The sequence below is a fragment of the Micromonospora sp. NBC_00821 genome (assembly GCF_036347035.1).
Lineage (GTDB): Bacteria > Actinomycetota > Actinomycetes > Mycobacteriales > Micromonosporaceae > Micromonospora > Micromonospora hortensis.
Genome location: NZ_CP108880.1, coordinates 6,739,055 through 6,752,628 on the forward strand (window position 1 = coordinate 6,739,055; position 13,574 = coordinate 6,752,628).

At 72.1% G+C, this 13,574-nt stretch carries 13 protein-coding genes; 5 read left to right on the top strand and 8 right to left on the bottom strand.

All coding sequences use genetic code 11. The annotated features are described in order from the left end of the window. Positions 1–272 precede the first annotated feature (272 nt). Both OHB44_RS30945 and OHB44_RS30950 read left to right on the top strand, forming a co-directional pair. A complete protein-coding gene (locus OHB44_RS30945) occupies positions 273–911 on the top strand; it encodes a TetR/AcrR family transcriptional regulator (protein WP_030489514.1) in 639 nt (212 codons plus the stop codon). Positions 912–975: 64 nt separating this feature from the next. Beyond that, positions 976–1,203, top strand: a complete 228-nt coding sequence (locus tag OHB44_RS30950) for a DUF3107 domain-containing protein (protein WP_088950288.1) — start codon at positions 976–978, stop codon at positions 1,201–1,203. 66 nt (positions 1,204–1,269) lie between these two features. Here OHB44_RS30950 and OHB44_RS30955 read toward each other — a convergent pair whose 3' ends face one another. Then, positions 1,270–1,911 (bottom strand): ferritin-like fold-containing protein, encoded by a 642-nt coding sequence (locus tag OHB44_RS30955; protein ID WP_330438999.1) that lies wholly within the window; start codon positions 1,909–1,911, stop codon positions 1,270–1,272. 340 nt (positions 1,912–2,251) lie between these two features. Between OHB44_RS30955 and OHB44_RS30960 the strand changes: the two genes are divergently transcribed. Together OHB44_RS30960 and OHB44_RS30965 are read left to right on the top strand one after the other, a co-directional pair. After that, complete coding sequence (locus OHB44_RS30960) at positions 2,252–3,940, top strand: DEAD/DEAH box helicase (protein WP_330439000.1); 1,689 nt, start codon at positions 2,252–2,254, stop codon at positions 3,938–3,940. 88 nt (positions 3,941–4,028) lie between these two features. Further along, entirely contained in the window at positions 4,029–5,186 is a 1,158-nt protein-coding gene (locus OHB44_RS30965) for a class I SAM-dependent methyltransferase (RefSeq protein WP_330439001.1), read from the top strand. Between the two features lie 11 nt (positions 5,187–5,197). Here OHB44_RS30965 and OHB44_RS30970 read toward each other — a convergent pair whose 3' ends face one another. Continuing rightward, complete coding sequence (locus OHB44_RS30970; RefSeq protein WP_330439002.1) at positions 5,198–5,638, bottom strand: hypothetical protein; 441 nt, start codon at positions 5,636–5,638, stop codon at positions 5,198–5,200. A 248-nt stretch (positions 5,639–5,886) separates the two neighbouring features. On the opposite strand from OHB44_RS30970, the gene OHB44_RS30975 reads away from it, so the two are divergent. Next, complete coding sequence (locus OHB44_RS30975; RefSeq protein ID WP_030491673.1) at positions 5,887–6,303, top strand: helix-turn-helix domain-containing protein; 417 nt, start codon at positions 5,887–5,889, stop codon at positions 6,301–6,303. 127 nt (positions 6,304–6,430) lie between these two features. On the opposite strand, the gene OHB44_RS30980 is transcribed toward OHB44_RS30975, so the two are convergent. From OHB44_RS30980 to OHB44_RS31005, 6 genes are all read right to left on the bottom strand, one after another. Then, a complete protein-coding gene (locus tag OHB44_RS30980; RefSeq protein WP_238684573.1) occupies positions 6,431–7,357 on the bottom strand; it encodes a hypothetical protein in 927 nt (308 codons plus the stop codon). Positions 7,358–7,734: 377 nt separating this feature from the next. After that, complete coding sequence (locus OHB44_RS30985; protein ID WP_238684572.1) at positions 7,735–9,867, bottom strand: RecQ family ATP-dependent DNA helicase; 2,133 nt, start codon at positions 9,865–9,867, stop codon at positions 7,735–7,737. Positions 9,868–9,976: 109 nt separating this feature from the next. Then, the gene (locus OHB44_RS30990; protein ID WP_238684571.1) at positions 9,977–10,723 is read right to left on the bottom strand and encodes an SDR family NAD(P)-dependent oxidoreductase; all 747 of its coding nucleotides are present in this window, start codon (positions 10,721–10,723) and stop codon (positions 9,977–9,979) included. A gap of 111 nt (positions 10,724–10,834) precedes the next feature. Further along, the gene (locus OHB44_RS30995; protein WP_330439003.1) at positions 10,835–11,944 is read right to left on the bottom strand and encodes a branched-chain amino acid ABC transporter permease; all 1,110 of its coding nucleotides are present in this window, start codon (positions 11,942–11,944) and stop codon (positions 10,835–10,837) included. Further along, positions 11,941–12,831, bottom strand: a complete 891-nt coding sequence (locus OHB44_RS31000) for a branched-chain amino acid ABC transporter permease (protein WP_112584735.1) — start codon at positions 12,829–12,831, stop codon at positions 11,941–11,943. Before OHB44_RS31000 ends, OHB44_RS30995 begins: the two co-directional genes overlap by 4 nt. Beyond that, positions 12,831–13,556 carry an ABC transporter ATP-binding protein gene (locus OHB44_RS31005; RefSeq protein ID WP_330439004.1) on the bottom strand — a complete coding sequence of 242 codons (726 nt, stop codon included), beginning with the start codon at positions 13,554–13,556 and terminating at the stop codon, positions 12,831–12,833. Before OHB44_RS31005 ends, OHB44_RS31000 begins: the two co-directional genes overlap by 1 nt. Between the last annotated feature and the right edge of the window lie 18 nt (positions 13,557–13,574).

The following is a 13,574-nucleotide window of genomic DNA, read 5'->3' on the forward strand; positions in this document are numbered from 1 at the left end:
TCGGGGCCACCCACCCGCCGGAGGCGCCCACCCACTGACGGAACGGCTCGGGTCGTCGTGCTGACCCGCTCCGTCACCGTGCTCTCCCGGGGTGGCGGCTCCGGGTTGCCCTGTTTCAGTCACCGCGCGCTCCTTGGTCGCCCCCGCTGAGGCTACCGTGTGCCGAGAGTGGCGATAAGTTACAGCGGCGGGCCATTTCCCCGACCGAGGTCACGGGCCTCGCCCGGTCTGGGGGGAAAATGCCGGCTCGTACGGAGAACTCGGAGGATCCCATGACCGCTGCGGGGAACGGTGCACAGACCGCTGGCCGGCCCACCCGCCTGCCCCGCTCCGCGCGTCGTAAGCAGCTTCTCGCTGCGGCGCAGGAGGTGTTCGTCGCGCAGGGCTACCACGCCGCCGCGATGGACGACATCGCCGAGCGGGCCGGGGTCTCGAAGCCGGTGCTCTACCAACACTTTCCCGGAAAGATGGATCTCTACCTGGCGCTGCTCGACACGCACTGTGACGCCATCGTCGCTCAGGTGCAGGACGCGATGCGCGGCACCAGCGACAACAAGGAGCGGGTCAGCGCGTCGGTACGGGCGTACTTCGACTTCGTCGACCACGAGAGCGAGGCGTTCCGGCTCGTCTTCGAATCGGATCTGCGCAACGACCCGGCCGTGCGGCAGCGGGTGGAACGGGTCGAGCAGGGCTGCATCGCGGCGATCACCGACACCATCATCTCCGACACCGGGGTGAGCCGGGCCCATGCCGAGCTGCTCGCCTCCGGGCTGGTCGGCGCGGCGGAGACGGCAGCGCAGTTCTGGTTGGCCGGCGGGCGGCAGGTGCCCAAGGCCGAGGCCGAGGCGTTGGTGGCCGCGCTGTCGTGGCGGGGCATCGCGAGCTTCCCGCTGCAAGGTGAGTCAGCCTGACCGTCGGCCCCGTGATCGGATAGCCTTCGCAGGGCGGTTCTTTCGCCCCAGTTGAGGAGGCACAGTGGAGGTCAAGATCGGCGTGCAGTACGCGCCACGCGAGCTGGTAGTGGACAGCGCGCAGTCGCCGGCCGAGATCGAGCAGATCGTGACCGACGCCTTCGCCGGCAACGGCGGCACGCTCTCCCTGACCGACGAGAAGGGCCGGCGGGTCATCGTTCCGGTCGAGAAGGTCGCCTACGTCGAGATCGCCGAGGCGTCGTCGCGGGCGGTCGGGTTCACCGTCCGCTGACCGGTCCGGCCATCGCGGCAGGTCGGCACTCGGCCCACCTGCCGCAGGCCGGCGCCGGCCGGGTGGTCAGTTGTTCAGCCCGGCGGCGGCCATCCGCGCGGTGTGCGCGGTCGTGAGCCTGCCGAACAGCCCCGGCACGTCGACCCGGCCGTCTCGTGCGATCAGCGCGGTGAGGGTGGCCCGCTCGGCGGCGACGCGGCCGGCCTGGGACAACGCCTCACCGACCAGTCGGCGGGCCCACATCGAGAGCCGACCGGCCACCCGGGGGTCGTCGGCGACGGCCACCCGGATCTCCGCCGCGGCGAAGTCCGCGTACCGGGAGTCGTGCAGGACGTCCAGCACCAGCGCCCGGTCGGGTTCCTCCAGCGCGTCGGCGATCTCGCGAACGAAGTCGTCGGTGATCGCGTCGCCCACGTACGCCTTGGTGACCACTTCCGCCCAGTCCCGTGGCTCGGTCGAGTCGTGGTACGCCTGCAACGGCTCGACATAGGGCGCCATCGCGTCCGCGGGCGCGACACCCAACGCGGTGAGTCGGTCGGCGAGGCGCCGGTAGTTGGCGATCTCGGCCGCGGCCATCTCGTTCAGCGCGGCCCGGCGGCCCAGGTCAGGAGCGAGCCGGGCATCGCCCGCCATCCGCTCGAAGGCGAGCAGCTCACCGAAGGCGACCAGACCCAGCAGGTCGGCGTACGCGGAACCGGAGGCGGACACGAGCGGCAGGCTATCGCGTACCGGCCCTCGCGCGCGCCCCACGCACCTCGCACTGCAGCCCCACGTCACGGCCGAGGCCGACGGGACAATTCGTGTGGCGTATGTCACATTTGCTTGCCCCGCGTGGCGAGTGGCCGACGGGGAATCGGGACGGGGGCATGCCTGTTCAGGTAACATGGAGCAGTTGCCGTGGGCGCCGATCTGATCGAAGCTCAGCCCGCGGCGCGCGTGCGGCCCGGTCCGGCTCGGCAATCTGCCGCCGACCGTGTGGCCCGCGTCATACCGAACGCGCCCTGAGGACATGACGGGCGCACCCACGAGAGGGCACCCCCACATCCACATGAGCGACCTGACTCAAGATTTGCTGGACGGCCAGGAACTGGCCCCCACCGCCCCGGTTCGACCGGAGGCCCCCACGTTCGCCGCACTCGGCGCGCGCGCCGAGACGGTCGAGGCCCTGGCCTCGGCCGGCATCACCCGCGCCTTCGCCATCCAGGAGTACGCGATCCCGATCGCGCTGCGCGGCGTCGACCTGATCGGTCAGGCGCCCACCGGCACCGGCAAGACCCTCGGCTTCGGCGTACCGCTGCTCGACCGGGTCTTCGCCCCGGGCGAGGGCAGCGACGGTGTCCCCCAGGCGCTGGTCGTCGTCCCCACCCGTGAGCTGGGCATCCAGGTCGCCAAGGATCTGGCCGCCGCCGGCCGGACGCGTGGCGTCCGGGTGCTGCCGATCTACGGTGGCGTGGCCTACGAGCCGCAGATCGACGCGCTGCGCAAGGGCGTCGAGATCCTGGTCGGCACGCCCGGCCGTCTGATGGACCTGCAGAAGCAGAAGCACCTCCGGCTCGACCGGGTGCACGCACTCGTCCTCGACGAGGCCGACCGGATGCTCGACCTGGGCTTCCTCGACGACGTCGAGAAGATCCTGGCGATGCTTCCGGAAGACCGACAGACGATGCTCTTCTCGGCCACCATGCCGGACCCGATCGTCACCCTGTCGCGGCGCTTCCTGCGCCAGCCGATGACGATCCACGCCGGGCACACCGCTGAGACGGGCCCGTCGCCGCAGACCCAGCAGTTGGTCTACCGCACCCACTCGATGAACAAGGTCGAGGTGGTGGCGCGCATCCTCCAGGCGGAGGGGCGTGGGCTGACGATGATCTTCACGCGTACCAAGCGGGCCGCCGACCGGGTCGCCGAGGATCTCGACTTCCGCGGGTTCGCGGTCGCCGCGGTGCATGGTGACCTCGGCCAGGGCGCTCGCGAGCGGGCTCTGCGGGCCTTCCGGGCCGGCAAGATCGACATCCTGGTCGCCACCGACGTGGCAGCCCGTGGGCTGGACGTCACCGGCGTCACCCACGTCATCAACTACGACTGCCCGGAAGACCAGGACACCTACACCCACCGGATCGGTCGTACCGGCCGGGCCGGCGCGACTGGTGTCGCGGTGACCTTCGTCGACTGGGACGACATGCCGCGCTGGCGGATCATCGACAAGACCCTCGGTCTGGAGATGCCGGAGCCGCCGGAGACGTACCACACGTCCCCGCACCTCTACACCGACCTGCACATCCCCACCGAGGTCAGCGGCACGCTGCCCACTGCCGAGCGCACCCGGGCCGGGCTGTCCGCCGAGATCGAAGAGGATCTGGGTGGGACGACCCGCTCCCGTCGGGGCGACAGCGGCGGTCGGGGCCCCCGACGCGGCGAGAGCCGTGGTGAGGGTCGCAGCGAGCGCCGTGGTCGGGGCGATGGCCGCCGCGACCGTTCCGACGCCGGCACACCGGCCGTCGCCGAGGCACCTGCGGCCGACGCCGCCGACGAAGGCACCCGTACCCCCCGCCGCCGGCGTCGTCGCCGGGCCGGCGAGGTGGTCGCGGCCGAGGCGACCGCGGTGATCTCCGCCGACGCCGGCCCCTCCGAGCCGGCCGCCGCGTCCGACGGCGAGGCGTCCAAGCCGCGCCGCCGACGCCGACGCCGTGGTGGCGGTTCCGGTGCGGATGCGCCGGCCGAGGCGACAGCGGACTGATCACCAGCCACACCTGACATCCCCCGCACCGCCTCGCGCGGTACGGGGGATGTTCCCTTCTCCCACCCCACCTGCCGAAAATGGAACGATGCCGCAACCACTGGACGCCGCCCTGACCGAGGTTCGGGCGCTGCTGCTCGACCCCGCGTTGACTCGGGCGGTCGCCGCCGGACGTCGACGCGGTCGCCGCCCCACCGTTGAGCGGGCCGAGCTGCGGCCGGTGCGGCTCAAGGCCGGGCCCCGAATGCAGATCACCACGTCCGACGGTGCTCGCCCCTACACCCGCAACCTCGCCTCCGGTCCGGAGGCCGCCGCGGCCATCGACGAACTGCTCGCCGAGCCGTTCGGCAACTGGCACGTCGAGACTGCCGACGCGACCCTCCAACTGCGGGTGACCAAGTCAGGCGAGGCGCAGGTGCACCGCGCCGCGACGTCCCGCCCGGCGGCGACGCCCACCGGGAACGACCGGACGAAGGAATACCTGCTCGACCCCGGTGACCCGATCTTCGCGGAGATCGGCGGTTCGGCGGCCAAGCGCCGCCAGGTGGACGCGTTCCTTCGGGCCCTGGCCGCGACCCTGCCCGACGACCTGACCGGTCCGCTACGGGTGGTCGACCTGGGCTGCGGCAACGCCTACCTGACGTTCGCCGCGTACCGCTACCTGACGAGTCGGGGGCTCGACGTCCAGTTGGTCGGTGTGGACGTCCGGGAGGACCAGCGGCGGCGCAACACCGAGCTGGCGCAGCGGCTGGGCTGGGCCGACCAGGTCAGCTTCGTGTCCGGGACGATCGCCGAGGCCGTCGTCGACCCCGCCCCCGACCTGGTGCTGGCGCTGCACGCCTGCGACACCGCCACCGACGAGGCACTGGCCCGCGCGGTGCGCTGGGAGGCCCGCTGGGTGCTGGCTGCGCCGTGCTGCCACCACGATCTGGCGAAGCAGCTCCGCGCCCACCCCGCTCCGGCCCCGTACGAGCTGCTGACCCGGCAGGGCATCCTGCGCGAGCGCTTCGCCGACGTGCTCACCGACGCGCTGCGCGCCGGGCTGCTGCGGGCGCACGGGTACCGGACCGAGGTGGTGGAGTTCGTGGATTCGCAGCACACCCCGCGTAACCTGCTGATCCGCGCCCGTCGTACCGGTGCCGAGGCGACCGAGCCGCAGCGCGCGGAGTACCGCGAGCTGGTGGACCAGTGGCAGGTCACTCCCCGGCTGGAAACGCTGCTGGCCACCGGAGAGACACCCGCTTAGCTCCTGGGCGGCTAGCGTCGGCGGTCCCGACTGCCGTTGCGCTCGCTGGTACGACGATCGAGGACCGACACCCGGTCGGCGGCGGGTCGCTGGGCGGCCCACTCACCGTCGCCGGGGGCGGTCGGGAATGGCACGACCTTGCCCCCGGTCTCGGCGTTGCCGGCCGCCGCGAAGGCGTTCCAGGAGATGTCGACCAGCAGCTTCTTCACCTCGGCGTGCCGGATGGCGGCGTTGTGTTGCAACGCCAACCGGGCACCGAGCACCACCGCGACGAGCGTGGTGGTGATGGCGCCGGTGGCGGCCAGCACCTGGAGGCCGGTCGCGGAGTCGGTGCGGAGCACCAGTACCAGCAACCAGATCCAGAACGCGGCGGCGAAGGTGCCGGCCTTGGCGACGAAGAAGAGGCTCACCGCACCGGGCTGGCACGGCTGGGGGCGGCTCGATTCGGCCATGGTGCTCCTCGGCGGTGGTCCGGTCGAAGGCGGCAGGCGACAGACGCGGTGTCGGGACGGGCACCGAGCTTAATGGAAGAACGATGAAGATCGCTCGATGCAATTTTCGTTCTGCACACACACTTCCAGAGAAAAGTCTCGTCCACGGGACAGTTTGTGCGGTCAGTCAATTGTTTCCGTGTCCCGGCGTACTACCCTCGGAAGGCGCATCGTCCCGGTGCTCCGTCAGGAGGGGAAGACACACAGGGATGGGATCAGCCGACGTATCACCGCAGATGGCCTTCGCCCGCTTCGTCCGGCGCGCCATCGATGACGCTCGCGACGAACGTGGCTGGACCGTGACTGATCTTGCCTCGCACACGGGCGTGGGTCGCTCCACCGTGTTCCGCTGGCTGGCCGGCGACTGGCAGGACTATCCCGAGTTGGCCAAGGTGCGCGGCTTCTGCGCCGCGCTGGATCTGCCGGTCGCCGCCGCGTTCCGCGCGCTCGGGCTGCCCGACGCCGGCCCCGCGCCCCGCCGACGCCATGACGAGGGCCCGGTCGAGGCCGACGTCCGGGCCATCCTGGACCGGCTGGCCGACCCCACGGTCCCCGCCGAGGAGAAGCACCACATCCGCGATCTGCTCCGCTACCTGGCCCGCCGCCCCATCCGCCGAGCCGGCTAACCCCCACCCCCACCCCCACCCCCACCCCCACCCCGTCGGGGTTGATCATGAAGTTGTTGCCCCGACACGCCGCGCCCAGAGGCAATAACTTCATGGTCAACGAGAGTGGGCGAGGGGCCCGGGCGGGCTAGGGGACGGTCAGGGTGAACTCGGCGGTTCGGACTTCGGCGTTCACCTGGAAGTCGAGGTAGAGGCGATAGCGGCCCGGGCCAGGGGTGGTCAACCAGAACTTGATCTGACCGTCCACCAACTCGGTTTCCGGGTGCACGTGCAGATAGCCGAGGTCGCCCTCGCGCAACGCCACCAGATGCCCGTACGCCCCGAGGTACCGCTCCAGCGGGGCTGCGCCGGCAGCGCCGTCGACCCGGAAGGTCAGCGGCACTGTCGCCCCGGCCTGCGCAGTGCCCTGGTAGCCGACGGTGAAGCCGTTCACTGTCGTCGAGGTGGCCGGCCCCGGCAGTGGACGGGGTCGGTAGTCGCCGGGCGCCACCAGGTCCGTGCCGAGGGTCACAGCGGTCTGCGCGCCGTTGTCGGCGACCACAGTGAAGTCGGCGTACGCGCGCCAGAGGCCCGGCTGCGCGAGGGTCAACGGCACCGACCAGGTGCCGTCCGCCGCCATTGTCGGGTGCAGATGCTGGTAACCGGTCAGGTCCCGCCGGACGACGATGAGGTGCATCGGCTTGTCGTGCACGATGGCGAACCGGGTCACCGGCCGGCGCTGCGCGTCGCGCACCTGGAAGCGGAGCTGACCGGGGCGACCCGCCGCGAACTCGGTGGCCAGGGGCGCCAGTGTGAACCCGGCCGAGCTGACCGCGAGACCGCCCGGCTCGGTGGCCGCGCCCTGATCGGTGGTCGTGGCGGAGCCGTGGTTGTGCGGCGCGACACCCGGCGGGTCGGTGTGCTCGGCGGCCAACGACGGGCTGCCGGTGGCGGCACCGTTGGCGTTCAGCCGGCCGAGACCGAAGCCGAGCAGCACCGCCAGCACCAGCCCGCCGACCACCAGCGCCAGCCGGAGCGTGCTCCGGTCCGGCTCGGCCGGGCCCTGGTCAGCCACGACCGACGCCCCGCGCCCGGCCGGCCTCGCCGCCAGCGATCCTGCCCGCATCGGTGCGCGCACGGGTGACGGGCTGCTGGTCGGTCATGCCGCCCACGGTACCGCCGTGCCCGGCCGGGTCAGGCCGACGCCCGGACGGCGTGGCGACCGTCGCACTCGACACCGCCCGGGAACTTTTCCACCCGACCGGCGCAGACCGCGCCGCAGCACCGGGCGACGCCCCGACCAGGCACGACCGGCGGCGCAGACCCGAGCATCGCCCCGACCGGGCGCGGCCGGCAGCGCGGACCCGAGCATCGCCCCGACCGGGCGCGGCCGGCGGCGCGGACCCGAGCATCGCCGAGGGCCGGTCCCACCACCGACCCGAACGCAGCGGGTCAGCCGGCCACCGCGAGGGCGAGCGGGAGCACGCCGGTCGCGCCGGCCCGGCGTAGGGCCCGGGCCACCAGCGTCATCGTCCAGCCCGAGTCGATCAGGTCGTCGACGAGCAGCACCGGGCCGTCCAGCCCAGCCAGGGCCTCGGCCAGGTCGGTCGGCACGGTGAAGGTGTCGTGCAGGGCGCGTACCCGTTGGGCGCTGTTGCCGCGCGGCCCGGCCGGGCCGTCGGGGCCGGTCGCGGTGACCTCGCCGAGCAGCGGCAGCCGGCCCACCGTGGCGATCCGCTCGGCGAGCGAGCCGAGCAGCCGGGGCCGCCGCCGGGAACCGACAGCGACCACCGCCACCGGCCGGCGGGGCCACGGGTCGTCGCCGTGCGCCCACGCCTTCAGCACCTCCACGACCGCGCCGGCGACGTCGTCGGGCAGCGGCGCGTCCGGCGCTTCCGGGCCGACGAGAGCACGCAGCCGGCCGCCCCAGCCCAGGTCGGAGAGGCGCCCGACGGCCCGGCCCGGCAGCGCCTGGTCCGCGGGGGCGATCCGGCCCTTGAGGGGTACGCCCACCGCGTCGAGCCCGGTCGGCCAGAGCTTCTTCGGCGCGATCTCCACGCCGGGTCGCCCCAGGAAGGTCTGCGCGGCGGCGAGCGCGGCAGTCGACACGTCCGCGACGAAGAGCGGGTCGGCGCACCTGTCGCACCGGCCGCAGTCGGCCGCCTCGGTGTCGTCCAGGCGTTCCCGTAGATACCGCATTCGGCAGTCGGACGTGGTCGCGTACTCCCGCATGGCCTGTTGCTCGACGGTGCGCGCCTCGGCGACGCGGCGCAACCGTGCCTCGTCGTAGACCCACGGCTCGCCGGTGGCGAGCCAACCGCCGCGCACCCGGCGGACCGCGCCGTCCACGTCGAGCACCTTGAGCATCAGCTCCAACCGGGTCCGGCGCAGGTCGACGAGGGGTTCAAGCGCCTGGGTGGAGAGCGGGCGGTCGGCGTGCAGGGCGGCCAGCACGGCCCGGACCTGCTGCTCCGGTGGGAACGCCAGCGAGGCGAAGTAACGCCAGATCGCGGCGTCCTCGACGCCGGGCAGCAGCAGCACCTCGGCGTGCTCGACGGCGCGGCCCGCGCGGCCGACCTGCTGGTAGTACGCGATCGGCGAGGGTGGCGCGCCGAGGTGGACGACGAAGCCCAGGTCGGGCTTGTCGAAGCCCATTCCGAGGGCGCTGGTGGCGACCAACGCCTTGATCTTGTTGTCGAGCAGGTCCTGTTCGGCGGCGCGCCGATCGGCGTCGTCGGACTGCCCGCTGTACGAGGCGACCGGATAACCCCGGGAGCGCAGGAACTCGGCAGTCTCCCCCGCTGCCGCCACTGTCAGCGTGTAGACGATGCCCGAGCCGGGCAGCTGGTCCAGGTGGTCGGCGAGCCAGGCCAACCGGTGCGCCGGGCTGGGCAGGTCGAGCACCCCGAGGCGCAGCGACTCGCGGTCCAGGGTGCCGCGCAGGATGAGGGCGTCGCCCAGCTGCTCGGCGACGTCCTGGGTGACCCGGGCGTTGGCGGTGGCGGTGGTCGCCAGCACGGGGGTGCGCTCGGGCAGCTCGGCGAGGAACGTCCGCAGCCGCCGGTAGTCCGGCCGGAAGTCGTGCCCCCAGTCGGAGACGCAGTGCGCCTCGTCGACAACCAGCAGGCCGGTGGTCGCCGCCAACTTCGGCAGGACGCCGTCGCGGAAGTCCGGGTTGTTGAGGCGTTCCGGGCTGATCAGCAGCACGTCGACCGCGCCGCTCTGGATCTCGGCGGTGATCTCGTCCCACTCGTCGAGGTTCGCCGAGTTGATCGTGCGGGCCCGGATGCCGGCCCGAGCGGCGGCCTCGACCTGGTTGCGCATCAACGCCAGCAGCGGCGAGACGATGACTGTCGGCCCGGCCTGGTGGCCCTGCTCGCGGTCCCGGAGCAGGGCGGTGGCCACGAAGTAGACGGCCGACTTGCCCCAACCGGTGCGCTGGACGCAGAGCACCCGCCGCCGGTCGACGACCAGCGCCTCGATGGCGCGCCACTGATCCTCGCGCAGCCGGGCGTGGTCACCGGCCAGCCGGCGCAGCACCGCCTCGGCCCGCTCGCGTACCGCTGCCCGCTCTGCTGTCTCCACCCGGCATTTCTACCAGCGCTGTCCGTCATCCCCCTGTTGATCAAGAGGTTTGCGTCATCATTCGGCCGGATTCCGACGCAAACCTCTTGATCAACGCGGTCGCGGGGCTTCAGCGGCCTAGGACTGAGCCGCCGTTGACGCCCAGGATCTGGCCTGTGACGTAGCCGGCCGCCGGGCTGGCCAGATAGCGGACCGCTTCGGCGATGTCGTCCGGCAGCCCGGCGCGTCCGACCAGGGTCGCCGCCACCCGCTTCGCGTGCCCCTCGGCGGTCATCCGGTCACCGAAGAACTCGGTCTCGGCGACGTAGCCGGGGCTCACCACGTTGACGGTGATCTGCTCCGGACCAAGCTGCGCGGCCAGGTCGTACGCCCAACCGTGCAGAGCCGCCTTCGCCGCCGAGTACGGCCCACCGCCGCCGCGCTGGGCGGCGATCGAGCTGACCAGGATCACTCGCCCGCCGGGTCGCCGCAGAGCCGGCCGCAGAGCCTCGGTCAGCAGCACGGCGGTGAGCACGTTGGCGTCCAGGTTGGCCCGCCAGTGCGCGGCGGTTCCGGCGAACGTGCCGGTGTCCCCGGCCAGGTAGCCGCCAGCGTTGTTGACCACCACGTCGACCGGCCGGTCACCAACCGCCGCGAGGACCGTGTCGAGCTGCTCCGGATCGGTCAGATCCGCGACCACCGTGGTGACCGCGTCCGGCCGCCCGCAGTCCGCGGCGATCTGCTCGGCGGCGGCCGTCAACACGTCCGCCCGCCGCCCGACGATCAGGACGTCGTAACCGTCGCGGGCGAGCACTCCCGCCACTGCCGCCCCGATCCCCGTCCCGCCCCCACTGACTACCGCAACCCGCGAGTCCATCTCCCGACCTCCCGTACGAAGAACCCCGTCGATCATGAAGCTATCGCCATTCGACGCGGCGTGTCATGGCAGTAACTTCATGATCGACGGGGTGGAAGCGGGTGCGAGCGGTCAGCGGCGGCGTGGGGGGCGGAGGGATCGGGTCAGGTGGGACAGGCGGGGAGCCAAACTGGTCAGACCACCTGGGAAGAAGTAGACAGCCAGGATGAAGACGGTCCCCAGGACGAACAGCGGCTGGCTCAGCGGACGGCTGAGGACGGCCGGCAGGTTGTCCACCGCGTCGCTCGTGCCGAAGGCGGTGAGCCGGTGATCCAGGTACATGTAGAGGACACCACCGAGCACCGGACCCCACCGGGTGCCCGGCCCGCCGAGCACCACCATGACCAGCAGCGACAGGGTCAGCTCGGACGACGTGATGTGCGGCGACGCGCCGCCGACGATCAGGACGTAGACCACCCCGCCCGCCGACGCCAACCCGCCGGCCAGTGTGAAGGCCACCAGCTTGTAGCGGTACGGGTCCAACCCGAGCACGCCGATCCGCCGCTCGTCGTCGCGCAGCCCGGCGAGCACCCGACCGGTCGGTGACCCGCTCACCCGGTGCACCACGAAGACCACCAGGGTCAGGTACGCCAGCGCCAACCAGTACAGGTTGACGGTGTTCGTCACCCCCACCAGGCCGGCGGGCAACCCGGACACGTCCAGCGGCAGGCCCTCCTCACCGCCGGTGAGCCCGCCGAAGTCCCGGGCCACCAGGATCGCGCCGACCTGGGCGAAGGCCAACGTGACCATGGCGAACGCGATACCCACCGTCCGCAGCGCCACCGCGCCGAGCAGCGCGGCGAGGATGGTGCCGCCGGTGACGGTCAGCAGCGCCGCCTGCCACAGCGGCAGACCGGCCCGGGTGATGAGGATGTCGGTGCCGTAGACACCGGCGGCGAAGTACAGGGCGTGCCCGAAGGAGAGCATCCCGGTCCGGCCGAAGAGCAGGTCGTACCCGGCCGCCAGCCCGCCGAAGATCAGGCAGATGGCGAGCAGTTGCAGGGTGCCGGGTGAGTTGACCGGCCCCTCGAAGATCCCCGGCAGGGAGATCGTCGAGTAGGGCAGGATCGCCAGCACGACCAGTGCGACGAGCGGCAGGAACGGGCGGACCCGGTGCCACCGCCCCCGCTGCGGACTCAGTTCGTCGGGCACCTGCGCGCGAGGCGCGTCGATCACCGTCATGCCGTTGCCACCTTTCCGGCGATGCCCTGCGGGCGCAGCAGCAGCACCACGGCCAGCAGCCCGACCACGCAGATGTCGCCCAGCCCGGACGTGCCGTAGTAGTTGACGAACTGCTGCACCAGCCCGACCACGACCGCCGCGTACGCGGAGCCGACCACCGAGCCCATCCCGCCGATCACCACCACGATGAACGCGAAGATCAGCAGCGAGCCGCCCTGCCCGGGCGAGACGGTGCCGAAGTAGACCCCGCCGAGCGCTCCGGCGAGCGCGGCGGCCGCCCCACCGATCGCGAAGACCAACGTGAACGCCTTGCGGACGTCGATGCCCAGCGCCGTCACCATCTCCCGGTTCTCCACACCGGCCCGGATCACCAGGCCGTACCGGGTCCAGCGCAGGAACGCCAGGATCGCACCGAGCACCAGCACCGCCGCGATGATCAGCAGCAGGCCACCGTTGGGCACCTGCGCGCCGAAGATCCCGGTCACCTGCCGGGTCCAGTCCGGACGCGGGAACGGCCGGGCGTCCGCACCCCAGGTGGCCTGGAGCAACGCCACCCCGGCCAGCGACAGCCCGACGGTGACCAGCACCTGCTCGATGGTGCGGGAGTACAGCGGGCGGATCAGCACCAGCTCGACCAGGATCGCGACAAGCGTTCCGGCGGCCACCCCGAAGGCGACAGCCAACACGAAGCCGAACCCGTCCGGGCCGGCGCCGGGCAGGTTGCCCGCCGCCCACCAGGTGCCGTACGCGCCGACGCCGAGGAACAGCCCGTGCGCGAAGTTGAGCACGTCGGCAAGGCCGAAGACCAGGGACAGGCCGGAGGCGACCAGGAAGTACAGCGCCGCCAGGCCGAGCCCGGTCAACGCCAACAGGATCACGGTGCCCATCAGTGCTGCACCTCCGCCGAGCCGACCCCGAGCAACGACTTCGTCAACGCGGTCTCCAACAGCAACTCGTGGGCGTCGCCGGTCCAGGCCACCTTGCCGGCGGCCAGCACGACCGCGTCGCGGGCCAGTCGGCGTACGACTGCCAGGTTCTGCTCGACCAGCAGCACCGGCACCGACTCCGCGACCCGTTCCAACACCTCGGCCACCTCGGTCACCACCTTCGGCGCCAACCCCTTGGTCGGCTCGTCGACGAGCAGCAGCCGGTTGTCGTTGAGCAGTACCCGACCAATGGCGAGCATCTGTTGCTGCCCGCCGGAGAGCGAACCGGCCCGTTGCCGTCCGCGTCGGTCCAGCTCCGGAAAGAGCGCGAAGACCTTGTCGTACGCCGGGGTGGTGCCACGCCGCTCGGCGAGCCGCAGGTTCTCCGCGACGGTGAGGCCGGCGAACACGCAGCGGTCCTCGGGCACGTAGCCGAGCCCGCCGCGGACCAGCCGGTGCGTCGGCCGGGCCAGCAGACTCTGCGCGCCCATCCGGATGGTGCCGCGCACCTCCCCGGCGGGCGGGGTGAGGCCGACGATCGCGCGCAGCGTGGTGGTCTTGCCGACGCCGTTACGACCGAGCAGAACTGTCACGCCGGTCGGGGCGACAGTGAACGCCACCCCCTGGAGGATGTGCAGCCCGGAGATCCGGACCGACAGCTCCTCCACACTGAGGATCGGTTCCATCAGGGCTGCCTCCGTTCG

Coding starts and splice junctions, on each gene's coding strand:
- OHB44_RS30975 (WP_030491673.1), top strand. CDS start 5,887: ATGGGATCAGCCGACGTATCACCGCAGATGGCCTTCGCCCGCTTCGTC.
- OHB44_RS30965 (WP_330439001.1), top strand. CDS start 4,029: ATGCCGCAACCACTGGACGCCGCCCTGACCGAGGTTCGGGCGCTGCTG.
- OHB44_RS30995 (WP_330439003.1), bottom strand. CDS start 11,944: ATGACGGTGATCGACGCGCCTCGCGCGCAGGTGCCCGACGAACTGAGT.
- OHB44_RS30990 (WP_238684571.1), bottom strand. CDS start 10,723: ATGGACTCGCGGGTTGCGGTAGTCAGTGGGGGCGGGACGGGGATCGGG.
- OHB44_RS30960 (WP_330439000.1), top strand. CDS start 2,252: ATGAGCGACCTGACTCAAGATTTGCTGGACGGCCAGGAACTGGCCCCC.
- OHB44_RS30970 (WP_330439002.1), bottom strand. CDS start 5,638: ATGGCCGAATCGAGCCGCCCCCAGCCGTGCCAGCCCGGTGCGGTGAGC.
- OHB44_RS30945 (WP_030489514.1), top strand. CDS start 273: ATGACCGCTGCGGGGAACGGTGCACAGACCGCTGGCCGGCCCACCCGC.
- OHB44_RS31000 (WP_112584735.1), bottom strand. CDS start 12,831: ATGGGCACCGTGATCCTGTTGGCGTTGACCGGGCTCGGCCTGGCGGCG.
- OHB44_RS31005 (WP_330439004.1), bottom strand. CDS start 13,556: ATGGAACCGATCCTCAGTGTGGAGGAGCTGTCGGTCCGGATCTCCGGG.